This window comes from Halomonas sp. KM007 (genome assembly GCF_050709225.1).
Taxonomy (GTDB): Bacteria; Pseudomonadota; Gammaproteobacteria; order Pseudomonadales; family Halomonadaceae; genus Vreelandella; species Vreelandella hamiltonii.
The window spans coordinates 3,102,314-3,128,061 of record NZ_CP136131.1 but is presented as its reverse complement, the minus strand read 5'-3'; the positions used below and the strand labels follow the sequence as shown (position 1 = coordinate 3,128,061).

The following is a 25,748-nucleotide window of genomic DNA, read 5'->3' as shown; positions in this document are numbered from 1 at the left end:
CAGCGAACCCCGAGGCGTACCGTGGCGTTATCGCTGGCCGATAGTCGGTGTATCAACGCTGACATCGGCATTCTGCCCACGGTGGCGCAGCCAGTGATCCAGCAGCGTCATGGCCATCATGGCTTCGGCAATCGGCGTGGCACGAATGCCCACACAGGGGTCATGACGCCCCTTGGTAATCACCTCCACCGGCTCGCCGTGCACGTCGATTGAGCGGCCCGGCGTGGTGATGCTGGAGGTCGGTTTCAGCGCCAGCCGTGCCACGATGGGCTGGCCACTGGAAATACCGCCCAGCACGCCCCCGGCATGGTTGGAGAGGAACCCCTCAGGGGTCAGCTCATCGCGGTGCTCGCTGCCCCGCTGTGCCACGCAGCCAAAACCGGCGCCAATCTCGATGCCTTTTACCGCATTGATGCTCATCAGACCATGCGCCAGATCAGCATCCAGACGATCGAACACCGGCTCGCCAAGCCCCACCGGCACGCCTTCCGCCACCACGGTGATCTCTGCCCCCACCGAGTCCTGGTCACGGCGCAGCTGATCCATGTAGTTTTCCAGCTCAGCTACTTTGTCCGGATCGGGGCAGAAGAAGGCATTCTGCTCGACGCTGTCCCAGCCTTTGAAGTCGATCTTGATCGGCCCCAGCTGGCTCATGTAGCCACGAATCTGAATGCCCTGCGCCGCCAGTACCTTTTTGGCAATGGCTCCGGCCGCCACGCGCATGGCGGTTTCACGGGCGCTGGAGCGCCCGCCGCCCCGGTAGTCACGATGCCCATACTTGTGATGGTAGGTGTAGTCGGCATGGGCGGGCCGGAACTGATCCTTGATCTTCGAGTAATCCTTGGAGCGCTGGTCGGTATTCTCGATCAGCAGGCCAATGGAGGTCCCCGTGGTCTTGCCTTCAAACACGCCAGAGAGAATGCGGACCTGATCCGGCTCCTTGCGCTGGGTGGTATGCCGGGAGCTGCCGGGGCGGCGGCGATCCAGGTCACCCTGCAGGTCGGCTTCGCTAATCTCGATACCGGGCGGGCAGCCATCGACGATGGCCCCCAGCGCAGGGCCGTGGCTTTCGCCAAAGGTGGTGACGGTAAACAGTTTGCCAAAGGTGTTGCCAGACATGGGCGTTATTTCCTCACGCAAAAGACGCCGCATGGGCGTCGAGTTCAGCAGCGCTCAGGGCAAACACGCCCTGGCCGCCACGCTCGAAGTCAAGCCACATAAAGGGCACGTCGGGGAAAGCGGCCTCTACATGACGGTCGGAGTTGCCCACCTCGACGATCAGCCAGCCGTCGTCGCTCAAATGGCGGCGCGCGTCACGCAGAATACGCCGGACGATATCCAGCCCATCGCTGCCAGCGCCCAGCGCAAGGTCCGGCTCGTGGCGGAACTCGGCGGGCATGGTCGCCAGGTCGCGGGCGTCCACGTAGGGCGGGTTCGAGACGATCAGATCAAATGTCTGCCCCTGAAGGCCGCTGAACACGTCCGACTCCCAGGCACGCACCCGGTCACCGACATCGTGACGGGTGATGTTCTGGCGCGCCACGGCCAGGGCATCCTGGCTGATATCCGCCAGCGCGACGTCACAGGTGGGCAGCACCAGTGCCGTGGCGATGCCGATACAGCCGGAGCCGGTACACAGGTCCAGCACCCGAGCGGGGGGCTCTTCGGGGAACCAGGCGGCAAAGCCATCTTCGATCAGCTCGGCAATGGGCGAGCGCGGAATCAGCACGCGCTCGTCTACCGAGAAGGGGTAGCCCGCGAAAAAGGCCTCACCCAGCAGGTAGGGCAACGGACGACGAGTGGTGATGCGCTCGCGGGCGAGCTGGATGATGCGCGAACGCTCCATGGGGAGCAGCCGCGCATCGAGCACAGCGGGGTCGACGTTCCAGGGCAAGTGCAGCGCGCCCAGGCTCAGGGCGACCGCTTCGTCCCAGGGGGACTGCGTGCCGTGGCCATAATGCAGGCCCGCCAGGTAGAACTCGCTGGAGACCCAGCGCAGGTAATCGCGCAGCGTTATCAGCTCGTGTGCCAGCGTCGAATCGGGCAGTGAAAGCGTAGAAGTGGACAGCTCTTCAGGGGAGTGCGTGGTCACAGGGGCTCCTGGCAACATGACATCATGAGAGGATTGTACCTTTGACGCCACTCGGTTCACAGCCACGAGGTTCACAGCGACACCGGGCTCGCTATACTATGCATCTTTATCACCGTGTACTTTCACCGATGCCGAGCCGACCATGACGCGACACCTGCCCAACGACGACGATATCAGTGCCTTTCGCCAAGCGCTGCAGGAAGCAGGCGTACGCCGTATTGCCACCAACCAGGCGGACCCCGGCAAACCCAAACGGCAACCCGACAATCGCGAGGCCCGCCGCCGCGCCGCCGTGGAAGGCAGCACGCTGCAGGGCAGCGGCCGCACCTCCGACGGCCGTGTCGAAGCCGTGCGCCCCTCCGAGTACCTGGAGTTCAGCGTGCCGGACCTGCCCTGGCGCACCTTCAGCCAGCTCAAACGGGGGCAAACCGCCTGGCAAGCAGGGCTCGACCTGCATGGCTACACGCTGGAAGAGGCCCGCCTGGAGCTGGAGAGCTTTCTGGGCGATGCCGCAGCCCAGGGGCTGCGCTGCGTGCTGGTGGTGCACGGCAAGGCGTGGGGCAGCAGCGCGGATTTCCCTGTCTTGAAGAGCCACACCAACGCCTGGTTGCGAGAGTGGCCTGGCGTGCTGGCGTTTTGCTCCGCCACCGACGTGGATGGCGGCACAGGGGCGGTCTATATTTTGCTGCGCAAACGCAGCCAGTAGCTCACTCGGTAGCGTCCGAGGCAATACTGGGCATGCGCCGCTCCAGCGCCTGATCCGCCAGATGGCGCCCCAGGCGAATCAACTCGTTGGCGCGGTGGAACTCATAGGTACTGCAAACGGTTTTGGGCACTTCGATCAGCACATCCGGCGGATACCCGGCCACCTTGTACTTGGCCAGCGCCGCCTGGGTGATATCGAACGACTCCAGAATCATGTCCAGTTTGCCCCACTCCCGCTTGCCGCGCAGGTCGACGGTTTCATCGTCATCGTTCTCTTCTTCACCGCCGCCCAGGCCGCCCCACAGTCGGCGCGTGGTGGCGCGCACGTCGCGCATCCAACCGCCAATGTTGGCCTCTCGCTCGCGCTCCGAGGGGGTCTGCGGCGGGGCAGACTCGTCACGGGGCAGCAACTCTTCCAGGGTCACCGGCTGCGGGCTATGGGCCGTCACGTTCACCGCCACCACAAAATCCGCTTCATGGGCGGCCAGAATGGGCATCATCGGCAGCGGGTTGAGCAGCCCGCCATCCACCAGCACCTGCTCGCCCAGGTTCACCGGAGTAATCACGCCAGGCACCGCAATGGAGGCGCGTATGGCGCGTAGCAGCGGGCCGTTTTGAAACCACACTTCGCGCTGGCGTACCAGATCGGTGGCCACCGTGGTCACGGGGATCGGCAGATCCTCGATCAGTACGTCACCCACCAGCTCTTCCAGCTTGCTCATGACCTTGTTGGCCCGCATGGCCCCCATGGGGCTCCAGGTCACATCGACCAGCTTCAGCACGTCCAGATAGTCGAGATGGCACACCCAATCCCGGTACTGAGGCAGCTTGCCCGATGCGTAGATACCGCCAATCAGAGCGCCCATGGAACAGCCCGCTATCGAGATGATCTCGAAGCCCCGCGCTTCCAGCGCCTCGATCACACCGATATGCGCATAGCCTCTGGCCCCGCCGCTGCCCAGCACCAAGGCCACCTTGTTTCCCTCACCCAGCGCTCTCCCTGCCAACAGACTCACCAAGGCACACCCTCCTTTTTACTTTTCACCTCTTTATTTTTCACCGCTCTACTCTTCACCACTGGGGCTACGGCAAATCACCTCGGCGACCTGGGCTACGGCCTGCGGCTCCAGATGAAGATGGTGGCCCCCGGCCAGCACATGACGAGTGAGGCGGGGTACCGCCTGCCGAGCGGCCACCGCCCACTGGCGCTCGCCGAGAATACCGCGCTCTCCTTCTATCAATAGCACGGGGGCTTGAATCTCTGCCAGTATGGCCAGCACCTGCTGTGGCGTCAGGCGGACCAGGGAAGGCTTCAGCAGGCGGCTGTCGGTGCGCATGGCGACCTTGCCATCCGCCGTGGCCTGGGTGTTACGTTCGACCAGCGGCCTGGCCGTGATGGCATCCAGCGGCGTCACGCCGCCTGCCACCCGGGCGGCAACGGCCTGTTCGATATCCGCATACCGGGGCGTGCGCGAAGCGACGCGGCGGTGGGCGGTGAGGCCCTTGCGCAGCTGGCTGGCCGTCTCCTCTGCGGGCGTATTCAGTGCCCCCAGGCCATCCAGCAGCACCAGCCGTGCGACACGCTCGGGCAGCGCCGCTGCCAGCAGGCAGGAGACCGCCGCCCCCATCGAGTGCGCCAGCAACGTGGCCTGCTCGATCTCCAGCGCCTCCATGGCATCCAGCACATCGTGAAGGTAGTCCCACAGCGCATAGTCGCTGCCGAAGGGCGTATGGGCCGAGTGGCCGTGCCCGCGAAAATCGAGGGCAACGATACGAATGTTCAGTCGCTTGACCAACAAGGGGGCCAGCCGTGAGAAGCTCGCCGCGTTATCCAGCCAGCCGTGCAGGGCGACCCATACCGGGGCATCGTGGCGCCCCCAGCTCAGGGCCGCCAGGCGCCCATTGACCAACGACAGCGGCGTACTGCCGCTAAACTCGGAACCTTTCATCAGCCCTCTCTCTTCACGAAAAACCCTGCGCCGGATGACGCTTCGAGCACCAAACGTTACCATGCCTGGCGCAGCCTATGCGCTGCTTTCGAGCGGCCCATGGTGGGCCACCCTTGCCTATCTGCTGGAGACAACCCGATGAAACCTCGTCGCGACACCCGCGCTCGCAATCTCGTGTTCTGGATCACGGTCATCAGTGCGCTGGTGGTTGGCCTCTGGCTGGCCCGTTAGCCTCCTCGTACCCTTACCTTCGCCCCGGCACCTTGCATTTTTTTCCGCATGAATGAATACTGGCTACAAATACTGTATATAAACACACCATCCATTCGTGAGGAGCCCGACGATGCCGTCTCAACCCACTGCCGTTGCGACCGCCTTGCCGTCAACGCCCTTGCCTCTTCCGTTTGCCTCGCTGAGTGGTCGCGCGGGTTTTAGCGGCTTTCCTTCCCCCGCGCAGGATTACGAGCCGCGCACGCTGGACCTCAACACCCGGCTGATCAAGCACCCGACACAGACGTTCTACCTGACCGCCCGCGGCGACAGCATGGAGGGATGGGGCATCTTCGACGGCGACCTGCTGGTGGTAGACCGCAGCGTGCCGCCTCGGCTGGGCCGCATCGTGGTCGCCCTGTTCGACCAGGAGCTGTTGATCAAGCGCTACGCGCTGTATCGCGGTACGCCGCATTTGTGCTCGTCTCACCCGCACTACCCTCCGCTGCCGCTGGAAGAGGCCGAGTGCCAGCTATGGGGGGTAGTGCGCGCCGTCATTCATGAGTATTTGCCATGATCGGCCTGGTGGACGCCAACAACTTTTACGTTTCCTGCGAGCGGGTATTCCAGCCCACGCTGGAAGGCAAGGCCGTGGGCGTCATGTCCAACAACGATGGCTGCGTGATTGCGCGCTCTGCCGAGCTGAAAGCCATGGGCATTGCCATGGGGACGCCAGCGTTCCAGCTGGAAGGGCTGCGGCGTCGGGGCCAGATCCATTTGTGCTCTTCCAACTACGAGCTGTACGGCGATATGTCGGCGCGGTTGGCACAGCTGCTGCGTGAAGCCTGCCCAGAGGTCGCCCCCTACTCCATCGATGAGATGTTCATTTACCTGGATGGCTTCGATGACGCCCAATGCCAGGCCATGGGCGTGGCGCTACGCCGCCGTGTTCGCCGTTACCTGGGGTTGCCCGTCTGCGTTGGGCTGGCGGCCACGCATACGCTGGCCAAGCTGGCCAATCACGTGGCCAAGCAGCAGCCCTACTATCAAGGGGTATGCCTGCTGGCTGCCCACACCGCCACCACCCAGGCACTGCTCAAACAGCTTCCGGTAAGCGAGGTATGGGGAGTCGGCCGACGGCTTGCCGAGCAGCTCGCCGTGAGCGGTATTCGTACCGCCTGGCAGCTGCGCGAGAGCGACCCCAGGCAGTTGCGCAAGCGCTTTTCGGTAGTGTTGGCGCGCACCGCCCTCGAGCTGCGCGGCACGCCCTGCCTGGAGATGAACGCCGTCGAACAGCCCCGCCAACGCATCATGACCTCGCGCTCTTTCGGGCGTGCCACGGGGCGCAAGGAGGAGCTGCACGATGCATTGCGCCAGCACGCCCAGCGCAGCGCCGAGAAACTGCGCCAGCAGGGTAGTCTGGCCCGTGCGGTGCTGATGTTTCTGACCACCAGCCGCCATCGCAAGGACCTGCCCCAGCTGGCCCCCCGCGCCATGATTCCCCTCGATGCTCCCACCGACGACACGCGGCTCATTCTGCAGGCCGTCAAGGAAGGGATGGAGCAGATGTACCGCCCCGGCTACGTGTTCATGAAAGCAGGCGTCATGCTGGTGGACCTGGTAGACGCCCAGCAGTACCAGCTCTCGCTGCTGGCACCGCCTGCCAAAGCGCACCCCCACGTGATGCGGGCGGTGGATGCCATCAACCAGCGGATGGGGCAAGGCACCATCCACTTTGGTATGCGCGACCCGGACGCCGCCTGGCAGCTGCGCTGCGGGCACCGTTCGCGCCGCTACACCACGCGTTGGAACGAGTTGCTGGAAGCCGGTACCCACCCGGGAGCCATCGCGGCGTTTACTTCTCACCGATAGCCGCTAGGCTAGTGATTCCGCACGCCAAAAGTTTGCCTTATGTCCTATCAACGACCTGATGACGAGTATGCGCCCAGCCCGGACGTGGCCCATCGCCAGCTCAACGACCTTCAGCGCCGCCTGAACACCGGGCAGGATTGGCCCTCCTAGGCAGCTTTCAGGGCCTTGCGCAAGCGTGGGCTCAAGGTTTCACCCGCTGCCATCATGGCCACCAGAATCGCCAGCAGCCACGGCCAGTGCTGGGCAAATGAGACCTGATAGAGGCCCAGGGCATCGACGAAGATGACCAGGATGCCCAGCGGGCTGACATAACGCACCATGGTCAGCCACAGCGTATAGGGCAGCGGAGCCAGCCCCAGTTCGTCGCGGAACGTCTCGCTCTTGAGCACGAACCCGGCCAGCAGCACCATGCCCAACCCACCCAACGGCATCATCCAACGGGACGTCAGGTAGTCCAGCCAGTCGAAGAAGTGCCTGCCCGCCAGCGTCCAGTCAGCGCCCAGATTGAACGACAGCATCGCCAGCGTGCTGATCAGCCACAGCACGATCCCGGTGGACCAGGCGGCCACTGGACGCGTGATGCCCTTGTTGTCGCATAGCCAGGAGACGGTGGCTTCGACCATCGAGATGGACGAGGTCAGTGCCGCCATGGAGAGCATCAAAAAGAACAGAATACCGAACAGGGTGCCCAAGGGCATGGCCTGAAAAGCCAGCGGCAGGCTCATGAAAATCAGCCCTGGCCCTTCGCCAGGATTCATGCCATTGGCAAAGATCACCGGGAAGATCGCCAGCCCGGCCATCAGCGCCACCACGGTATCGGCCAGCGCCACGCTGACCGTGGTGCGTCCGATGGAGGCCCCTTTGGGGAGATAGCTGCCGTAGGTGAGAATGGCCCCCGAGGCCAGCGACAGCGTAAAGAAGGCGTGCCCCAGCGCCGCCAGCATACCGGCACTGGACAGGCTGCCCGCATTGAACGAGAACAGGAAGCGGACGGCGTCGCCAAAGCCACCGGAAAACACGCCAAACACGATCAGCAGCACCAGCATCAGCACCAGGCCCGGCATCATCCAGCGGACGCTCTTCTCGATCCCCTCCTGTACGCCCTTGCCCACGATCAGCATGGTCAACAGCGTCACCAGCGTGCTCCAGCTACCCAGCACCCACGGGTTGGCGTTGTTGGCCGCAAAGATCGCGGCCATGTCATCGACGCTGCTGCCCGCCAGGCCACCGGAAAGCATCTTCCACAAGTAGGAGAAGGACCACCCGGCCACTACCACATAGAACGACAGAACCATGAACCCGCACAGCATGGCCATCCAGCCGATCAGCGACCAGCCGGAGGAGCGCCCCGATTCGCTGACCACCCGGCGAATGGCATCGATGGGGCTACCGCGACCACGACGACCAAAAGCGATCTCGGTCATCATCACGGGCACCCCGACGGCCAGGATGCAGGCCAGATAGACCAGTACGAAAGCGCCACCACCGTACTCACCGGTGATATAGGGGAATTTCCAGATATTGCCCAAGCCTACCGCCGAGCCGGTAGCTGCCAACATAAAGCCCCAGCGGCCTAGCCACTGAATGCGAGGTTGCCCAGAAGACGCCATGACCTTCCACCCTGTCAGAAAAAAGCGCCTATCCTAGTGGATTTTGTCGCGAATGCCCACGTATCACGGCGTGGCATAGCTTGCTTTTGCCTCGGCATCTAGCCGCTGGGCGGTTTGATCCACTCTGCGCAACCACGCCAACAGCAGCGCCCCAGCCCCCACAAAGCCACCAGCCAGCCATAGGCCCACATAATAATGACCAGAGGCTTCCGCAAGCATGCCGGTGAGCGCAGGGGCCACAATCTGCGCTGCGCCGTAGGCCAACGTCATTTGTCCCATCAAGCGGGCGGGGCTGGCGGGGTACAGCCTACCCGCCATGGTCAGCACTAAACTGACGCAACCCAGGAACGTGCCGCCGTAGAGCACTGCGCTAATCAACACGCCCGGTAACGTTGGGCTGATCGCAGGCAGCACAATGCCTACTACCTGCACCAGCATGGCCACAATCAGCGCGCCTAAGTAACCAATCCGCCGCGCGATTAAATCCCACAGCATCACGGCGGGTGCTGCGGCCAGCCCCACCAACGCAAAGGCCCAGTTCCCGGCCCCGGCCAGCAGCGGTTCGCGCTCCACAATCGCGACCAAAAACGTTGCGCAGATCACATAGCCATAGCCCGCACAAAAGTAGGCGGGCAGCATAAGACGCATAAAGGTGCGGCTAGGCGGCGTTGCAGGTGCTTGATGACTGGCAGCGCTGCCTACCACCGGTTTTACCGGGCGCGGTAACCAGCGCCAGGCAGGCACCAGCAGCACTGCCCCCAACGCGCTAAAGCCCCACCACTGGGCTTGCCAGTTCATTGCCAGCGCTAGCATCAATTCTACGGCTAAAGCCGCCACCACAATGCCAATGCCGACACCTGCAAAGTGGATGCCCAGCTCGCCCCGCTGACGGTGCTGAATCAGCCAGTGCAAAATCAGCCCTGACGCCAACAGCATCGAGCCACTGCTGGAGAGCCCCGCCAAAAAGCGCAGCCCCGCCCATACCCAAAAGTGTTCGGTCAGCGCCATACCGGCGGTGGTTAATACGGCCAGCACTAAGCCAATGCGAAACAGCGTGTCTTTGAGATAAATCGTGCGAATAGAGGCCGCCAGCACCGCTCCTAGCATATAGCCTGCGTAGTTCAACGCCGCTAGCCAGCCGCCATCGGCGTCGCTAACCCAGCTCTGTTGCTGCATCACCGGCAGTAGCGGCGTATAGGCAAACCGCGCAATGCCGATACATAAAATTTGGCTAAATACCCCCGCCAACAGCACTTTAAAGCGCTGGGCCTGAACGCTTGCAGTAGGCATGGACACTCCCTCGTCGTCACTATTTTTGTTGTGGTAGTGTGGCTTCAATGGATAGCCAGCTATCTTCCATCATACGCGGAAACCAGCGCCGTACTATCGGCTAAACGTGGCATGTGGAAGCAGCGCATTAGTGCTCGGAATCTGGCAGACTAACTCTCACGTTTCACCACCGTCATAAGCGAGTAAGCACGATGAGCGATACTGCAAAACCCTGGACGCAACCGATGCCCGACGCGCAGTTCAAACTGATGCGCGATATTTTGGCGGCCCCCAGCCCTGTTGGCCTGGAAGGCGCGATGACCTACGGCGTGCTGAAGCCCTACTTCGAGAGCTTCGCTCCCAGCGACTGGCATTTGCACCAGTTTAAAGGCAATGCGGGCGTGGTGCTGGATACCCACCCAGGCCGCGATGATATGTTCAAGCTGATGATCATCGGCCATGCGGACAAAATCCGCATGCAGGTTCGCTCGATTGGGGAAGACGGCAAGATCTGGATCAATACCGACTCTTTCCTGCCGGGCGTGCTGATCGGCCATGAAGTCACCCTGTTCAGTGAAGACCCAGAGGCCCCAGGCAGCTACCGCCGCATCGACGGCGGCACGGTGGAAGCCCTGGGCGCAATTCACTTCTCCGACCCGGCCCAGCGTGATGGCAGCAAGGGCATCAAGAAAGAGCAGATTTACCTGGACCTGCAAATTCACGGAGAGCACAAGAAGCAGCAGGTCCTCAACCTGGGCGTGCGCCCCGGCGACTCGATCATCTTCAATCGCCCCATCCGTCCGGGGTTCAGCCCGAATACCTTTTACGGCGCCTACCTGGATAACGGACTGGGCTGCTTTGTCGCCGCCGAAGCCGCTCGGCTCGTTGCCGAAGCTGGTGGCACCGACAAGGTTCGCGTCATGTTTGCGATTGCCAGCTACGAAGAGATCGGCCGCTTCGGCAGCCGCGTGATGGCGGGCGAGCTGAAGCCCGATGCCATCATCGGCGTGGACGTCAACCACGATTACGTGGGCGCACCCGGCATTGGCGACAAGCGCATGCAGCCGCTGGAAATGGGCAAGGGGTTCACGCTGTCAGTGGGCTCGATTGCCAGTGAGCAGTTGAATCGCATCATTGCCACCGCCGCCAAGGAGCACGACATTCCCATGCAGCGGGATATCGTCGGGGTAGATACCGGCACCGACGGCATGGCAGGCGTACTGGCCTCCATCGACAGCGCGGCCACCTCCATGGGCTTTCCCATCCGCAACATGCACACCATTTCGGAAACCGGCAATACCCAGGACGTATTGGCAGCCGTGCACGCCCTGACGCACACCATCCAGGCCATGGATGCCATGCCCGACCTGCATCAGGCTTTCAAGGACAACCACCCGCGCCTGGACGAAGCCAGCCCGCTTGCCCACCAGGGCAGCAGCAAACCGGAAAGCGATGCTGACAGCACCGACTGACCCCAGCACTTCCCCCGGCCTGCGCTGGCCGGGGGTTCTCTCTCCTCTCTCCTCTCTCCGGCCTTCTGCTGGCACTCGGTTTTCAAACCTCCCCCGTGGCTTATGCCGCGTCCATCGGCGGTCTGGCGACGATTATCGGCTCGGTGCCCAACGCCATCGTGGTCGCCATGATTCCGCAGTTCTTCGACATCGAAATCAGCTTTTTGCAGTGGATGATCTTTGCCCTACCGCTGACCCTGCTGCTGGTCGTGCTGTATGTCTATCTCACCCGTATCTATTCCCGGGTGCCCAATACGCGCCTGGAAGTCAACTTCGTGGCTCAGGAGCTGGAGAAGCTCGGCCCACAGTGAAAAACGCAGCCTGCTGATCTGGGACGACATGAAAAATCTGCCCTGGGGCTATTCATCCTGTGGGGCGGCGGCATGTCGCTGGCCGCAGCGTTCAGCGCCAGTGACCTGACGGGCTGGATCAGCCAGCAGTTGCAGTTGCTGGATGGCGTCAATTACTTCTTGCTGCTGCTGTTCATGGTCCTGCTGATGCTGTTCCTGACCGAAATCATCTCCAATACGGCCACGGCCAACATGGCCCTGCCGATTACCGCAGGCCTGGCAGCCGCCATCACCACCACGGGCAACCCGCTGGGCCTCATGGTGGCCGTGGCACTCGCCACCACGTGTGCCTTCATGCTGCCCATTTCGACTCCGCCCAACGCGGCCGTGCTCTCCAGCGGGCGTATCACGATCAAGCAGATGGCCAAGGCGGGGGTTGCCATGAATCTGGTCTGCGCCCTCGTGATTACCCTGTTCGTCTACTTCATCATGCCACTGTTGCTGCCTACGCCTTGAGCCACGATGGGCGAATAGGCAAAAAAACCCCGGCCATGACTGGCCGGGGTTGTGCTGATTCTTCCCTGATCCTTCTTCATGAACCTCCTGTTCACGCATCCCTGGTGCTCAAGCGCTCCTGCCTGATAGTACTCCCTGAAGGCACGTTTCCTTATGCCACTGCCTACTCTGCCGCTTCTATATGACAACTGCATTAACCTGAGATAAAAAAACCCCGACCATCGCTGGCCGAGGCTTTATCAGGTCCTCCCTGATCCCACTTCACGAACGTCCTGTCCATGCATCCTTGTGCGCCGCAAGCACTCCCTGCTTACACTTCCTTGTAACGCTGTCCCTGCGTCATGGGCACACAGTGCGCCTTATATACGTCAAGTTATCTAACCTGGGATATGAAAGGTCAAAAAGTTTTTATGGGCGTTCCGTGATAAATATCAAGCGCTGGCTTGCGATTGGTTTTAAACCAAACATACAATCATGCACGTTTCTCTCACATTCTGGATGCTCCCATGCCGACTCGCTCCCTGACTTCAAGCCGTTACTCTCGCTCCCACTTACGCCCCCTGGGCTGCCTGGTAACGCTCGCCTGCATGGCCCTGGCCCCCATGGCGCAGGCTGACCAATGGAGCGGCAGCGTGGGCGCGGGAGTTGCTTACTCCCCTGATTATGCCGGTAGCGACGACTACGAAGCCCGCGCACTACCCGTACTGAACCTGGCCTATGGCGACCAGCTTTCCATCAATCTGCGCGACGGCATCGAGTGGCACGCCTTGCGCCAGGGCAACTGGAGCGCCTCGCCCTTTATCGGCTACACCTTCGGCCGCGATAACAAGGGTGACCTTGGCGCCTTCGAAAAAATCGATGGTGGCGCCACGCTGGGCTTGCGAGTCAGTTACCAGGATGGGCTCTGGCGCTACAGCGTGGCTGGCAGCCGCGCAGTGACCGGCGACATGGAAGGCGCCACGTTCTCGGCGAGCGCCACCCTGCGCACCCCGCTCAGCGAGCGTTTGCTGCTGGTACTATCCCCCGGCGTCAACTACTCCAACGAGCGCTGGACTCAATCTCTGTATGGAGTTTCCGATCAGGATAGCGCCCGCAGCGGAGTGGCCACCTACACACCGGATGGCGGCTATTGGCGGCTGGGCGCAAACGCCAGCCTGAGTTACGCCTTGACCCCTGAGTGGACAGCCACCGGCTTCGTCGGCGCTAACCGACTGACCGGCAACGCCGCCGACAGCCCGATCGTCGATGAGCTGGGAAGCCCCTGGCAGGCGCTGAGTGGGGTATCACTGACCTACCGTTTCTAATACGGTAGCGTCTGGAACCCACTCGCCAAATGGATTGCCCTCGAACCAGGCCATGAAAAACGTTATGGAAAACCATCTCGAGCACTTTCGCATGAGGCCCTTGCTGAACCGCTTGTCGGGCACGGGTCTACTGCTTGCCACGCTCTTTTTTGCCTTTTCACTCACCCCAAGCCTGGTGCCCCGCCCCTTGCTGGCCCAAGGAATCGTCTCCGGGCTCAGCGTCACGGCGGGGTATGCCCTGGGCGTCATTGCGCGCACGCTGTGGCACTACCTGCACCTGCCAGAGCCCAAAGCCGCCCTGGAGCGCACGCTCAAGCAGCTGGCCGCCCTGGTCGCGTTGGTGGTGTCGGTGATTTTTCTATGGCGCGCGGCCGAGTGGCAAAACAGCATTCGCGAACTGATGGAGATGGAACCCACCAGCGGCACACGCCCGCTGGCCGTAGCACTGATCACCATGGGGGTCTTTCTGAGCCTGCTGCTGGTCGCGCGGCTGTTCAAGCGCACCTTCAAGCTGCTCTCGTACAAGCTTGCCCATGTGCTGCCCCATCGCACGGCCCAGGTGCTGGGCATCGTCTCCGCTGTGGCGCTGTTCTGGCTGATCATCGAGGGCGTCATCTTTTCTTACGCACTACAGGTGGCTGACCGCTCCTACCAGCAGGTGGACGAGCTGATGCAGGATGACCTGAGCCCCCCGCAAGCGGCCAATGTGCCCGGCAGCGCCGAGTCGCTGATCAGTTGGGAAGCGCTGGGCAGCCGGGGCAGGCGCTTCGTCACCCAGGGCCCTACGGCCGAGGACATGGAGGCGTTTTTGGGTGAGCCCGCGCTCGACCCCATTCGCGTCTATGTCGGGCTCAACGCCGCCGAAACCGCCACTCAGCGCGCCGAGCTGGCCCTCGAAGAGCTGATCAGAACCGGCGGGTTCGAACGCTCGGTCATGGTCATCGCGACCCCCACTGGCCGCGGCTGGATCGACCCTCGCTCCCAGCACAGCGTGGAGTATCTTCATCGCGGCGATATTGCCACGGTGGCCGCCCAGTACTCGTATCTACCCAGCCACCTGTCGCTGATCTCCGAAGCAGAGTACGGCGTCGAAAGTGCCCGCGCGCTGTTTTCGGCCATTTACCGCTACTGGAGCCAGCTGCCCAGCGATGAGCGACCGCAGCTTTACCTCTTTGGCCTGAGCCTGGGCGCGCTCAACTCGGATCTATCCTTCGATCTTTACGATATCATCGACGACCCCTTTCAAGGCGTGCTGTGGAGCGGCCCTCCCTTTCGCAGCGACACCTGGCGCGCCGTGACCGCCGACCGCGATCCGGGCTCCCCCGCATGGCTACCCACGTTTCGCGAGGGAGCGGTTGTAAGGTTCATGAACCAGACCCAAAGGCTGGAGGAAGCCGCTGCCCCATGGGGAGATTTCCGCATTGCGTTTCTGCAATATGCCAGCGACCCCATCACCTTTTTCGAGCCTGCGGCGTTCTGGCGAGAACCCGAGTGGATGCGCGCACCTCGTGGGCCAGATGTTTCTCCAGCGCTACGCTGGTACCCCGTGGTGACCATGCTACAGCTGCTGGTCGACCTGACCGTGGGCAGCGCCCCCGACGGCTATGGGCATGAAATCGCCGCCGAGCACTACATCGATGCCTGGGCAGCCCTCACCGAACCCGACGGCTGGGATGCTGAGCAATTGCAGCGCCTGCGCGATCATCTGGCGCGCTGACGATAACCCATTTCACCGGCAGGCTATTTAGCCTGCTATTTTTCTTGCCAACTGTAAAATTATAAACATTTGTTAAATATACACTTTATGATCGAGTAGCAGCATTTCTGTACTATTCAAGTACAATAAAAATACAATTTTATCTTGTACATTAATTGTCACTCACCTATAGTTCAAAGCGTTCGCGGCAGGGATACCGCGTGACAAGGGAATGTGCGCTTAGGATGAGCGAAGACGATTCAAGGACCGAGCAAGCTCAGGACGAGCTTTCGTCAATCAGGGAAGAAGAAGTACCGCAGTACACCGGCTGATCCTTCAGGACGCTCTGTACCGCGATGAAAAAAGCGTCCTCATTCGTGAGGGCGCTTTTTTTTATGTATCCTCCCCATGCCCCTTTCAGCAGGTACCCGGGTGATGCTCGATACCAGGCAGTTTTTTCGCCAAGGGCCCGTGCACCGGCCCGAAGGTAGCAGCGACTTTGTCGCGATCCGCCGCCAGTTCGACTTTCGCGCCATCGAAATTGGCCGCTGGGTCACCCCCGCCGAGCGCGACCACGCCGCTACACTGTTTCATGATGCGCTCTGCGATCTCATGTTGATCCTGCACGGCAACGAAGCGCTCATTTCCCTGCGTGGCACGCTTGCTCTGCAGTACGGTACCGGCGGAAGACCCGGCGTCTCGGCGCATTACAGCCCCGCTGAGCGAAGCTTTGCCCTGGCCAAGAACGCTGGGCCTGGCAGCATTGCCCATGAATGGTTTCACGCCTTCGACCACTACATCGCCCGCAAATGTTTTCAGCAGTTACCTGCCAGTGCCTTTGCCTCCAGCGCCTGGCTGCAAAACCCCGTGCCCATCGCGCACCCGCTCAACCAGCGCCTGCTGGCCTGTTTTCAGGCCATCCTGCTGCAACCGAATGGCCAGCAGCCCAGCGAGCTGTTCCGCCACTCGGCCGAGGTCGACCGCGCCATGGGCCAGCTCTACTACAGCAAGCCAGAAGAGCTATGCGCACGAGCCTTCGAAGCCTTTGTACAAGATGCCCCCATCAAGAACCACTTTCTGGTCAAAGGCACACGCCGCTCTCCGGAAGCCGCACGCGGCCTGTACCCGCAAGGCGAACAGCGCGAACGCATCAACCAGCGCTTTCATGACTACTTCCTTGCGCTAGGCAGCGCCCTGGCGCGCTCGACGCCATGACAGCAGCCATCATCAGCAAAAAACCTCACAACGCAATTACATAACACCCAGGGTGCGCACTACGCTTGAAGAGACAACCCACAGGAGGTTCTACCATGTCTCAGCAACAGTGCGCATGCCCGAAGTGTCATTGCAAGGTGGACAGCCACTCCATCGAAAAAGAGGGGCAACTCTTCTGCTCGACGGCCTGTGCGACGGGCCATGCCGATGGCTCTACCGATTGTGGCCATGACTGCAAGTGCGGTTGAACCCATCCGATAACCGCCCACCCCACTGCGATGCCCGGCCAAACACCGGGCATCGGCCTATCAAAGCGTGCGAAACCGCCCATCACCGACTAGGCTTACTTTTCAACCATTCTCAAAGGAAGAGATCATGCCCTCTACTACTACCATCGTCGTCATTGTCGTCGTCATCGTAGCGATTTTCGGATTCAGCGGCGGCCTGCGTTTCTAGGATAGCGGCACGTCTCAACAGTGGTGTGTGATGGCCCTGCCCGGTCTACGCCTCACCAACGAAAACGCCCCGCCGTGAAAGGCGGGGCGTATCATGGAATCGTTGATCGTCTTACGATGATTCAGCATGTAACGTAAAGCCCAAGGCTTTTGTCACCTTCATAATCGTTGCAAAACTTGGGTTTCCATCAGCAGAAAGCGCTTTGTACAACCCTTCGCGAGTCAACCCCGTATCACGAGCAAGCTGTGCCATACCACGGGCGCGGGCAATATCGCCAAGCGCTGCCGCCACCAGGGCAGCGTCGCCCTCTTCAAGGCAGGCTTCAAAGTACAACACCATTTCCTCTTCGGTATTCAAGTGGTCAACGACATCCCATTTACGCAGTGTGCTCATGGTGCCTCCTTCAAATCGCGTGCCAATTGCTTCGCGATATCAATATCTTTTGCCTGGCTGGATTTATCACCGCCCGCCAACAAAATAATCAGCTCATACCCCCGCTGGACAAAATAGACTCGATAACCAGGCCCGTAGTGAATCCTCAATTCCGAGACTCCTTCCCCCACCGGCTCACAATCCCCGAAGTTGCCCAGCTCAGCTCGGCGCAGACGAGCCAGAATTTTCGCTCTGGCCCGAGCATCGCGTAATTTATCGAACCAGTCCGAATAAGTGTCGGTTTCGCTAATTATTTTCATGATCTTAATGTAAACCACAGTTCACATAAGAGCAAATAATCCCTTCAATACAAACCGCCATACGCACACCTGCAGCCGCACAGGATAGCGCCTATGTGTAGAAGGCATGTTGTGTTATGAGGCAATCAGGAGGCACGGCAAGCGCCTTAAACCATCACTGGCAAGTTAGCGTGGCTTTACGAAATCGGCGGTCAAGAGACAGCAGGACAGTGAGAAAAGAGAAACAGCTAGACCTGCAGTGTTCCCAGGGTGATTCCCAAATCAGTCCCAGGGCCTAGAAACGACGAAGGGGAATCAACATAAGATATTGATTCCCCTTCTATATTCGTGGCGGAGAGGGAGGGATTCGAACCCTCGAAGCCTTTCGACTTACACACTTTCCAGGCGTGCTCCTTCGACCACTCGGACACCTCTCCACATTGTGTGCTCTGCTGCAGGGCGTTGCCTTTCTCAACAGAACGGCGCATATACTATGCGTTAAGCTGTGAAATAGCAAGCCTTTTTCACGTCAGGGCTTTTTCACATCACGGGCTGGGCAGCACGGCATAGCGGCTGCTGGCTTCCAGACATAGCGTGTCGCCGCAGTAGAGCTGCTGGCTGAGCGCGATGCTGCCTTTGCCGCGTTCGTGCAGCCGTTCTGCCAGCGCTGCAGGGCCGTCGCTGCTGCTGGGCGTACAGATGAGGTGGTAGTCGCCGGTCACCGGGGCAACGAAGCGCTGGTTGGCCTCCGCCACGACCACGTCTTGTGCCCTTCCCTGCTGGCGCAGCCACAGGGTCACCCAGCACCATCCTTGCAGGGTGGCTTGTGCCGCCAGGGCACCGCCGAAGCCGGTGCCTTTATCATTGAGGTTAGGCGCCAGCGCCAGGTGCCAGGTCAACGCGTCGTTGGCGTGGCTCACGTCACTGATGCCCAAGGCTTCCACCATAGGAATCGCCTCGCCCAGCCAGCGGTGGAAGGCGTGCAGGTCTTCCTTGCCCTCTGGCAGCGGTAGACGCGGGTGCGGTAGGCCTGGCTGGCGTGACGGGCTCATGGGGGGGCTCCTCGGCGGTTAAGCGCTCAATCCCAGCGTTCGACGAAATCGGCGGCGTTATGCTCGGGCACCGGCTTGTGACGACCAGCCAGGCTGCCCAGGTAGATGAACGCGACCACTTCATCCTCCTTGTCCAGCCCCATTCCCTTGCGCACCACTGGGTCGAAGGCATACTTGCCGCTGCGCCACATGGCGCCCAAGCCCAGGGCGTGTGCGGCCAACAGAACCCCGTGGGCAGCACAGCCCGCTGAAATGACCTGTTCGACCTTGGGCACCTTGGCAATATCTGGCGTCACCTTGGCAATCACGGCGATCACCATGGGCGCGCGCAGGGGCTTTTTGCGGGCAGCGTTCAGGGTGTCATCGCTGGCGTGCGGGTCTTCCTGGAACTCCGCTTCGGCGAACAGTTCTCCCAGGCGCTCGCGCCCTTCTCCGACGAACTCGATAAACCGCCACGGGCGTAGCTCCTTGTGGTCGGGGGCACGCAGGGCGGCGCGGTAGATGGCGCTGAGCTGTTCCGGGCTGGGGGCAGGCTCGGTGAGCTTGCCCATGGAGCTACGTTCGTGCAGCAGCGTAAGAGCGTCCATTGGCGTCTCCTTGTCCTGGGTCGGTATCACTGGCGCGCCAGGCGTAGCGGGCTGGGCGGCGCCATGCCCGGCGTGGCACGCCAGGGGCTGATGTCCAGCCCACCACGGCGCACGTAACGCGCCAGCACCAGCAGTGATTCTGGCTGGGCGTACTGCATGAGATCCGTGAAGATATGCTCGACGCAGTGCTCGTGAAAATCCTGATGCTGGCGGTAGCCAATCAGGTAGCGCAGCAGCCCTTCGCGGTCGAGGCGCGGGCCTTTATAGCGAATCAGCACGCTCCCCCAGTCGGGCTGCCCGGTCACAGGGCAGTTCGATTTGAGCAGATGCGAATGCAGCGTCTCTTCCACGATATCATCGTGGGTGGTCAGGTGCTCGGCGCTGGGGGTGTAGTGGCTGACCTCGATATCCAGGTCGTCCAGGCACTCCCCTGGCAAGCGTCGCGGGGCCAGCGCTTCGTCATCCACCGGCAACAGCTCGACGCTGACCGGGGCACCCGCCGCACCGCTCAGGTCGCGCACCAGGATGGCTTCCACCTCGGCCTGGCTGGCAAAGCGCGTCTGGTTGAGGCTGTTGAGGTAGAGCTTCCAGGATTTTGACTCGATCAACTGCGGCGAGCTTGCCGGCAGCCGAAAGCGCGCCACCGCCACCACCGGCTTGCCGCGTCCATTCAGCCAGGAGACTTCGAAGGCGTGCCACTCGTCTTCACCCACGAAGGGCAACGCGCTTTCTTCGATCCCCAGCGGCGCGCGATTGGCCGCCCGAGGAATGGGGTACAGCAGTGCCGCATCGTACTGCTCGGGGTAGGCAGAATCGCGCCCCAGCGGCGCGTGTTCCAGAGTATCAGGGCGGTGTGCCATGCAAAACGTCTCCATCAAACCAGGGGCCCTTGGGGCACTTAACTGCGAATACCTTTGCCACGCTCCAGCATGGTCAGCGCCACCATGAACAGCACCACGATGAACGCCATGATCGCCGTCAGCGCCCAGCCGACGGGAATGTCAGACACCCCCAGAAAGCCGTAGCGGAAGACGTTGACCATGTACAGAATCGGGTTGAGCATCGAGACGCCCTGCCAGAAGTCCGGCAGCATCGAAATGGAGTAGAACACGCCGCCCAGGTAGGTCAGCGGGGTCAGGATGAACGTCGGCACGATGGAAATGTCATCGAACTTGTTCGCCAGCAGGGCATTGATGAAGCCACCTATGGAGAACAGCGCCGAGGTCAGCACCACGACCAGTATCGTGAGCAGCGGATGCTCCACCGTCAAGCGGGTGAAGAGCAGCGATACCAGCGTCACGATGAGCCCGACGCCCAGACCTCGGGCCATGCCGCCCAGAATGAAGCCGGAAAGAATCACGCTATTGGGCATGGGCGAGACCATCATCTCTTCCACCGAGCGCTGAAACTTGTTGGAAAAGAAGCTGGAGGCCACGTTGGAGTAGCTGTTGGTGATCACCGACATCATGATCAACCCGGGCACGATGAAATCCATATAGCTGAAGCCATCCATCTCACCAATGCGCGAGCCGATCAGGCTGCCGAAAATGATGAAGTACATGGCCATGGTGATCGACGGTGGCAGCAGGGTTTGCGGCCAGATACGGGTGAAGCGCTTGATCTCTTTAAGCACTAGCGTCCATAAAGCCACGAGGGTTTGCATTGCATTCATGCGCGGGCCTCCTGCTTTTCACGCTGGTCGATGGCCTGCTGACTGCTCTCTACCATGGAAACAAACATCTCCTCTAAGCGGTTGGCACGGTTACGCATCGAGACGACCTGAATGCCCTGCTCACTGAGCGATGAGAACACGTCGTTCAGCTGCTGGCCTCGGTGAATCACCAGCGCCAGCTGGGAGGGCTCGATTTGCTGCAGCTCAAAGCCTTCAATGGTGGGCACTTGCTCCACCGGCTCGGCGAGATCCAGCAGGAAGGTTTCGGTGTCCAGTTCCGCCAGCAGCTCGCGCACGCTGGTGTTACGCACGATCTCGCCGTGATTGATGATGGCGATATTGCGGCACAGGCTTTCGGCTTCTTCCAGATAGTGGGTCGTCAGAATGATCGTCGTGCCTTCGTCGCGGTTGATGCGCCGCATGTACTCCCACATGCTGCGACGCAGCTCGATATCGACCCCGGCAGTGGGCTCGTCGAGAATCAGCAGCTTGGGGCGATGCATCAGCGCACGCGCAATCATCAGGCGGCGCTTCATGCCGCCGGAGAGCATCCGCGCGCTGCCGTTGCGTTTTTCCCACAACCCCAGGTCGGTCAGCAGCTGCTGGGCCCGGGGCAGCGCTTCACTACGCCGCATGCCGTAATAGCCCGCCTGGGCCAACACGATATCCAGCACTTTCTCGAACTGGTTGAAGTTGAACTCCTGCGGCACCACGCCCAACTGGTACTTGGCTTTGGCAAAATCCTTGTCGATGTCGATACCAAAAATCGACACCTTGCCCGCGGTTTTCTGCACCAGGGAACATACCACGCCCAGAGTGGTGGATTTACCTGCCCCATTGGGGCCCAGCAGTGCAAAGAAGTCGCCCTGCTGAACGTCCAGATCAATCCCTTTTAACGCTTGAAAGCCGTTGCCGTACACCTTGGTAAGGCCACGGATCGACAATGCCGGTTCGGCCATGAACATGTCCTGTCAGCAAAATGAGAGCTTATGAAGCTAGATGGGAAGATATCGGGGCGAACGCATATTTTTTCAAGCTAACGAACTCGATGCCCTCACGGCGAGCCAGATGACTGTTTTACAAAGGTTAAGGCTACATTAGGCGACACTTTGCCACGCTATTGCAGCAGAACCCAGGCAATTAATACTTTAGTATGACGCGCGCACCGAGCGCTGCGTCAGCACCGGTGCCAAGGGAACAATCGAACATAACAGAGAGCTTGCCTGATAATGAGCACTGCCATTACCTCTTCCAGCGTTGCGCCGCCATCGACGGAGCACGCGACGACCTCACCTGCGCGCCATCGACTCTCCACGCTGCCCCTGCGTCGTCAGCGCCTGATCGGCGTCGGCGTACTGTGGCTGATCCTGGCCGTCATGATCGCCATCAATGCCTGGCAAAGCCGTAACTTGCTCTATAGCGAACGCGAACAGCGCATGGTGACGGCAGTCGACATCGGCATTTCCATGCTGCAACACTACCACCACCTGGCCGAGCAAGGTCAGCTGTCCGTTCCCGATGCCCAGCGCCTCGCCTTCAACATGCTGCGCGACATACGCTTTGGCGAAGATGACAACTACCTTTTCGCCTTCAACGGCAGCCTGCGCATGCTTGCTCATCCGCGCAGAGAGGTGGGCGAAGACATCTCTCAGGTGAGCGACCCCGAAGGCACGCTGATTTTCCAGAGCATGCTGGATAACACACGGGCCAATGGCAGCGGCTTCACCGAATATTACTCCAACTTCGCGCGCGGCAACGATGGCAGCCCACTAGTACGCACTTACTCCGAAGCCTTTGCGCCTTGGGATGTGTACGTGGCCAGCGGCGTCTTTGTCGGTGACGTCAACAGCACCATCGTCAGCCAACTCATTGAAACCATCGTGGTGGGCATTGTGGCCGGTGCGCTGGTGACCCTGGCTTTCTGGGGCATGATAACGCTGATCCTGCGCCGCCTGGGCGGGGAGCCCAACTACGCCGCTGGCGTGGTGTCACGCATTGCCCAAGGCGACCTGACCGCCCCCGTGGTCCTGCATGCCAACGACACCAGCAGCCTGCTCTACGACATCCGCTCGATGCGCGACAAGCTGCGTGAAGCCATGACCGACATCTACACCACCAGCGAGGCGGTGGATGGCAATGCCGGGGATATTGCTGCGGGCAACCAGGAGCTGTCATCACGCACCGAGCAGCAGGCCGCCGCCCTTCAGCAGACCTCATCCAGCATGGAAGAAGTCACGGCGACCGTTCGCCAAACCGCCGACAGCGTGGCCCAGGCCAAAGAGCTGGTACGCAGCGCAGGCGAAACCTCGCAGGCAGGCCAGCAGGCCATCGGCAATGCCGTCAACTCGATGCAGGAGATCAGCGCCGAGGCCGACAAGATCACCGATATCGTCACACTGATCGACAGCATTGCCTTCCAGACCAATATTCTGGCGCTCAACGCCTCGGTGGAAGCGGCCCGCGCCGGCGAACATGGCCGTGGTTTTGCCGTCGTGGCCGGCGAAGTTCGCCAGCTGGCCAACCGCTCCGCCACGGCCGCCCACGAGATCAAAGGGCTGATCAACGCCTCCAACGCCCAGGTCAGCAACGGCGCCGGGCTGGTCGATACGGCCAAACAACGGATGCAGGACATCGACCTGCAAATTCAGAAGGTCAACGACCTGTTCGAGGAGATCACCGCCGCCACCTACGAGCAGACCCGCGGCATCGAACAGATCAACGTGGCCATCGCCCAGCTAGACCAGGCCACCCAGGACAATGCCTCCATGGTGCAGCAGACCGCCACCTCTGCCCAGGACCTCAAACAGCGCTCACAGTCGCTCAACAGCGTGGTCGGCCACTTCACTTTGGTGGATTGAACCACTTGGCCCGGGCACCTGCGCCCGGGCATTCCGCATACTTTATTCCCGAACGGCGCCCACGAAAAAGCGCTGCTCAAGGGCAGTTATCGAACGGACAACAGAAACGAATAGGATCTGGCAAAGCAGAATCAGAAAAAGCGATGGAAAAGCAAAGACGAAGACACAGGAGGGAGGACCGTTGAACTGGAGCGGGAAAGGAGATTCGAACTCCCGACCCTCGCCTTGGCAAGGCGATGCTCTACCACTGAGCTATTCCCGCAACATGAACGGCATTACTTATGGAAACCGATGACGACAACCAAGTGTCAGCGTCATGCGAGTGGCGTCCCATAGGGGGTTCGAACCCCTGTTCCCGCCGTGAAAGGGCGGTGTCCTGGACCACTAGACGAATGGGACACATGTACACGCAGACGACTGGAGCGGGAAAGGAGATTCGAACTCCCGACCCTCGCCTTGGCAAGGCGATGCTCTACCACTGAGCTATTCCCGCTTGATGTCGCTAAAAATCGGATTGGCGTCCCATAGGGGGTTCGAACCCCTGTTCCCGCCGTGAAAGGGCGGTGTCCTGGACCACTAGACGAATGGGACGTATAAACACGCATGATTCATTACATACGCGTTATGGAGCGGGAAAGGAGATTCGAACTCCCGACCCTCGCCTTGGCAAGGCGATGCTCTACCACTGAGCTATTCCCGCAACTCCGATGACCTAAACGATACGATGGCGTCCCATAGGGGGTTCGAACCCCTGTTCCCGCCGTGAAAGGGCGGTGTCCTAGACCACTAGACGAATGGGACGTTTCATTGCCTCGTCGAGGTGGCGCGTATATTAATCAGCGCACCTCTTACTGTCAAGCCCTCTGATATCGAAACGTTTTATGCCTGCGCAACGAAGGTGCCTGACGGCAATAACCTGCGCGATAACGGTGCACGAAACTTGCCCATGCACACCACGCCACCTGTTCAGTGCATCCTACAAAGCCCTAAAAATCTTTTATTTAAAATAAAATCGATTTTTTGGCATATCCCTTGCTTTGTACACAGCGTCCCTCGGCGATTGGTGCTCCCCTACCACTGCCGTCTTTCCTTACTGCATGAGGTGCTGTATGTCCTTTACCCGTCGCAAGTTTCTTACCAGCGCTGCTCTGACATCCACTGCGGGGCTGGTGTTGGGCGCCCCTTCCTTGGCCAAGGCGCAGTCGAGCGAACAGTTCAACTGGCGAATGACCAATGCCTACAGCCCAGGCTCTCCGTTCTATGTAGAAGGGCCCGGCAGCCCGCGGGACGTGATTGCCAAGATCAACGCCATGTCGGGCGGACGGCTCAATATTCAGCACTTTGCAGCAGGAGAACTGATCCCGGCCTTCGAAGGCTTCGAGGCCGTACAGAGCGGCACCATCGAAATGAACGCCGCCAACAGCTACTTCTGGTCGGGCACCACGTTCGCCGCACAATACTTCACCACCGTGCCCTTCGGCATGAGCTTCATGGGCCATATGGCCTGGCTGTATCACGGCGGTGGCCTGGAGCTATGGGAAGAAGTGTATGAGCCTTACGGCATGATCGCCCTGCCGTTGAACAATACAGGCGTGCAGATGACCGGCTGGTTCCGTGAGCCCATCGAGGACATCGGCCAGTTGAACGGGCTGCGCATGCGTATTCCGGGCCTGGCCGGGAAAGTCTATGCCGCGCTGGGGGTCGATGCCCGTGTACTGCCCGGCGGTGAAATCTTCCCGGCGCTGGAGCGTGGCGTCATCGATGCAGCAGAGTTCGTGGGTCCTTACCAGGATCGCCGCATGGGGCTGCAGAATGCCGCGAAGTTTTATCACACCACCGGCTGGCACGAGCCTGCCACCACCGGTGAGCTGCTGATTTCCAAACAGCATTGGGATGCCCTTCCCGACGACCTCAAGATGATCGTGAAAAGTGCCTGCATGGCGGCGTGTCTGGAAAGCGTCACCTGGTCGGAAGCCGTCAACGGCGAGGCCATGGCCGACCTGGTGGACAACCACGGCGTTACCGCAAGCCCCCTGCCAGCCCCGGTGGTCGAAGCGCTGCGTGAAGCCACGATGGATACCCTGGCCACCGAAGCCAACGCCGACCCGCTGGTACGCAAGGTCCACGACAGCTACATGGCCTTCAAGGCCAACCATGACCGCTGGGCAGGCCCCAGCGAACGCGCCTGGTTAAACGACATCATCGGGGTGTGA

The 25,748-nt window shown here is 60.9% G+C and carries 25 protein-coding genes and 7 tRNA genes; 12 read left to right on the top strand and 20 right to left on the bottom strand.

Annotated elements, in window-relative coordinates; all coding sequences use genetic code 11:
* Positions 1–27: 27 nt before the first annotated feature.
* Both aroC and prmB read right to left on the bottom strand, forming a co-directional pair.
* Positions 28–1,119: a chorismate synthase gene (aroC, locus tag RVM27_RS14825; protein ID WP_039181101.1), complete on the bottom strand. Its 1,092-nt coding sequence runs from the start codon at positions 1,117–1,119 to the stop codon at positions 28–30.
* 13 nt (positions 1,120–1,132) lie between these two features.
* Positions 1,133–2,110: a ribosomal protein L3 N(5)-glutamine methyltransferase gene (gene prmB / locus RVM27_RS14820; protein ID WP_498956901.1), complete on the bottom strand. Its 978-nt coding sequence runs from the start codon at positions 2,108–2,110 to the stop codon at positions 1,133–1,135.
* Between the two features lie 124 nt (positions 2,111–2,234).
* On the opposite strand from prmB, the gene RVM27_RS14815 reads away from it, so the two are divergent.
* Positions 2,235–2,798, top strand: a complete 564-nt coding sequence (locus tag RVM27_RS14815) for a Smr/MutS family protein (protein WP_287806869.1) — start codon at positions 2,235–2,237, stop codon at positions 2,796–2,798.
* Between the two features lies 1 nt (position 2,799).
* Here RVM27_RS14815 and RVM27_RS14810 read toward each other — a convergent pair whose 3' ends face one another.
* Together RVM27_RS14810 and RVM27_RS14805 are read right to left on the bottom strand one after the other, a co-directional pair.
* Positions 2,800–3,816 (bottom strand): patatin-like phospholipase family protein, encoded by a 1,017-nt coding sequence (locus RVM27_RS14810; RefSeq protein ID WP_287806870.1) that lies wholly within the window; start codon positions 3,814–3,816, stop codon positions 2,800–2,802.
* Between the two features lie 45 nt (positions 3,817–3,861).
* Positions 3,862–4,746: an alpha/beta fold hydrolase gene (locus RVM27_RS14805; protein WP_498938294.1), complete on the bottom strand. Its 885-nt coding sequence runs from the start codon at positions 4,744–4,746 to the stop codon at positions 3,862–3,864.
* Positions 4,747–5,089: 343 nt separating this feature from the next.
* Between RVM27_RS14805 and RVM27_RS14800 the strand changes: the two genes are divergently transcribed.
* Complete coding sequence (locus RVM27_RS14800; protein WP_287806873.1) at positions 5,090–5,533, top strand: LexA family protein; 444 nt, start codon at positions 5,090–5,092, stop codon at positions 5,531–5,533.
* Entirely contained in the window at positions 5,530–6,828 is a 1,299-nt protein-coding gene (locus RVM27_RS14795) for a Y-family DNA polymerase (protein WP_498956900.1), read from the top strand. Before RVM27_RS14800 ends, RVM27_RS14795 begins: the two co-directional genes overlap by 4 nt.
* Positions 6,829–6,974: 146 nt before the next feature.
* On the opposite strand, the gene RVM27_RS14790 is transcribed toward RVM27_RS14795, so the two are convergent.
* Together RVM27_RS14790 and RVM27_RS14785 are read right to left on the bottom strand one after the other, a co-directional pair.
* Positions 6,975–8,438: a sodium-dependent transporter gene (locus RVM27_RS14790; protein WP_498956899.1), complete on the bottom strand. Its 1,464-nt coding sequence runs from the start codon at positions 8,436–8,438 to the stop codon at positions 6,975–6,977.
* 63 nt (positions 8,439–8,501) lie between these two features.
* Complete coding sequence (locus tag RVM27_RS14785; RefSeq protein ID WP_475312363.1) at positions 8,502–9,728, bottom strand: YbfB/YjiJ family MFS transporter; 1,227 nt, start codon at positions 9,726–9,728, stop codon at positions 8,502–8,504.
* 191 nt (positions 9,729–9,919) lie between these two features.
* Between RVM27_RS14785 and RVM27_RS14780 the strand changes: the two genes are divergently transcribed.
* The 7 genes from RVM27_RS14780 to RVM27_RS14750 all read left to right on the top strand — a co-directional run bounded on the left by RVM27_RS14780 (position 9,920) and on the right by RVM27_RS14750 (position 16,487).
* The gene (locus RVM27_RS14780) at positions 9,920–11,179 is read left to right on the top strand and encodes a M20/M25/M40 family metallo-hydrolase (RefSeq protein ID WP_498956898.1); all 1,260 of its coding nucleotides are present in this window, start codon (positions 9,920–9,922) and stop codon (positions 11,177–11,179) included.
* Between the two features lie 95 nt (positions 11,180–11,274).
* The gene (locus RVM27_RS14775) at positions 11,275–11,529 is read left to right on the top strand and encodes an SLC13 family permease (RefSeq protein WP_498956897.1); all 255 of its coding nucleotides are present in this window, start codon (positions 11,275–11,277) and stop codon (positions 11,527–11,529) included.
* Positions 11,530–11,601: 72 nt separating this feature from the next.
* The gene (locus RVM27_RS14770) at positions 11,602–12,024 is read left to right on the top strand and encodes an SLC13 family permease (protein ID WP_498956896.1); all 423 of its coding nucleotides are present in this window, start codon (positions 11,602–11,604) and stop codon (positions 12,022–12,024) included.
* A 506-nt stretch (positions 12,025–12,530) separates the two neighbouring features.
* On the top strand, positions 12,531–13,328 hold the full coding sequence (locus RVM27_RS14765; RefSeq protein WP_287806885.1) for a MipA/OmpV family protein: 798 nt from the start codon (positions 12,531–12,533) through the stop codon (positions 13,326–13,328).
* Positions 13,329–13,392: 64 nt separating this feature from the next.
* Positions 13,393–15,045 (top strand): alpha/beta hydrolase, encoded by a 1,653-nt coding sequence (locus RVM27_RS14760; RefSeq protein WP_498956895.1) that lies wholly within the window; start codon positions 13,393–13,395, stop codon positions 15,043–15,045.
* 414 nt (positions 15,046–15,459) lie between these two features.
* Positions 15,460–16,239, top strand: coding sequence for a CLCA_X family protein (locus RVM27_RS14755; RefSeq protein ID WP_498274877.1), 780 nt, complete (start codon positions 15,460–15,462; stop codon positions 16,237–16,239).
* 95 nt (positions 16,240–16,334) lie between these two features.
* Positions 16,335–16,487: a metallothionein gene (locus RVM27_RS14750; RefSeq protein WP_081195643.1), complete on the top strand. Its 153-nt coding sequence runs from the start codon at positions 16,335–16,337 to the stop codon at positions 16,485–16,487.
* Between the two features lie 319 nt (positions 16,488–16,806).
* Here RVM27_RS14750 and RVM27_RS14745 read toward each other — a convergent pair whose 3' ends face one another.
* The 8 genes from RVM27_RS14745 to RVM27_RS14710 all read right to left on the bottom strand — a co-directional run bounded on the left by RVM27_RS14745 (position 16,807) and on the right by RVM27_RS14710 (position 21,636).
* A complete protein-coding gene (locus RVM27_RS14745; RefSeq protein ID WP_039181142.1) occupies positions 16,807–17,088 on the bottom strand; it encodes an addiction module antidote protein in 282 nt (93 codons plus the stop codon).
* The gene (locus RVM27_RS14740; RefSeq protein ID WP_100732011.1) at positions 17,085–17,387 is read right to left on the bottom strand and encodes a type II toxin-antitoxin system RelE/ParE family toxin; all 303 of its coding nucleotides are present in this window, start codon (positions 17,385–17,387) and stop codon (positions 17,085–17,087) included. The genes RVM27_RS14745 and RVM27_RS14740 overlap by 4 nt, the downstream gene beginning before the upstream one ends.
* Before the next feature lie 328 nt (positions 17,388–17,715).
* Positions 17,716–17,803: transfer RNA gene (locus tag RVM27_RS14735), tRNA-Ser, on the bottom strand.
* A gap of 108 nt (positions 17,804–17,911) precedes the next feature.
* Complete coding sequence (locus RVM27_RS14730; protein WP_498938350.1) at positions 17,912–18,418, bottom strand: hotdog family protein; 507 nt, start codon at positions 18,416–18,418, stop codon at positions 17,912–17,914.
* Between the two features lie 26 nt (positions 18,419–18,444).
* On the bottom strand, positions 18,445–19,005 hold the full coding sequence (locus tag RVM27_RS14725) for a nitroreductase family protein (protein WP_287807451.1): 561 nt from the start codon (positions 19,003–19,005) through the stop codon (positions 18,445–18,447).
* Between the two features lie 26 nt (positions 19,006–19,031).
* Positions 19,032–19,865, bottom strand: coding sequence for an NADPH-dependent 7-cyano-7-deazaguanine reductase QueF (queF, locus tag RVM27_RS14720; RefSeq protein WP_039181225.1), 834 nt, complete (start codon positions 19,863–19,865; stop codon positions 19,032–19,034).
* A gap of 38 nt (positions 19,866–19,903) precedes the next feature.
* The gene (locus tag RVM27_RS14715; protein WP_287807450.1) at positions 19,904–20,677 is read right to left on the bottom strand and encodes an ABC transporter permease; all 774 of its coding nucleotides are present in this window, start codon (positions 20,675–20,677) and stop codon (positions 19,904–19,906) included.
* Positions 20,674–21,636 (bottom strand): ABC transporter ATP-binding protein, encoded by a 963-nt coding sequence (locus RVM27_RS14710; protein ID WP_287807448.1) that lies wholly within the window; start codon positions 21,634–21,636, stop codon positions 20,674–20,676. Before RVM27_RS14710 ends, RVM27_RS14715 begins: the two co-directional genes overlap by 4 nt.
* A gap of 270 nt (positions 21,637–21,906) precedes the next feature.
* On the opposite strand from RVM27_RS14710, the gene RVM27_RS14705 reads away from it, so the two are divergent.
* Positions 21,907–23,535 (top strand): methyl-accepting chemotaxis protein, encoded by a 1,629-nt coding sequence (locus RVM27_RS14705; RefSeq protein WP_498956894.1) that lies wholly within the window; start codon positions 21,907–21,909, stop codon positions 23,533–23,535.
* A gap of 187 nt (positions 23,536–23,722) precedes the next feature.
* On the opposite strand, the gene RVM27_RS14700 is transcribed toward RVM27_RS14705, so the two are convergent.
* The 6 genes from RVM27_RS14700 to RVM27_RS14675 all read right to left on the bottom strand — a co-directional run bounded on the left by RVM27_RS14700 (position 23,723) and on the right by RVM27_RS14675 (position 24,336).
* A tRNA-Gly gene (locus tag RVM27_RS14700) sits at positions 23,723–23,797 on the bottom strand.
* A 61-nt stretch (positions 23,798–23,858) separates the two neighbouring features.
* Positions 23,859–23,934 (bottom strand) — tRNA-Glu (locus RVM27_RS14695).
* A gap of 19 nt (positions 23,935–23,953) precedes the next feature.
* Positions 23,954–24,028, bottom strand: a tRNA-Gly gene (locus RVM27_RS14690).
* Between the two features lie 22 nt (positions 24,029–24,050).
* A tRNA-Glu gene (locus RVM27_RS14685) sits at positions 24,051–24,126 on the bottom strand.
* A 34-nt stretch (positions 24,127–24,160) separates the two neighbouring features.
* Positions 24,161–24,235: transfer RNA gene (locus tag RVM27_RS14680), tRNA-Gly, on the bottom strand.
* A gap of 25 nt (positions 24,236–24,260) precedes the next feature.
* Positions 24,261–24,336, bottom strand: a tRNA-Glu gene (locus RVM27_RS14675).
* Between the two features lie 308 nt (positions 24,337–24,644).
* On the opposite strand from RVM27_RS14675, the gene RVM27_RS14670 reads away from it, so the two are divergent.
* A complete protein-coding gene (locus tag RVM27_RS14670) occupies positions 24,645–25,748 on the top strand; it encodes a TRAP transporter substrate-binding protein (protein WP_016914467.1) in 1,104 nt (367 codons plus the stop codon).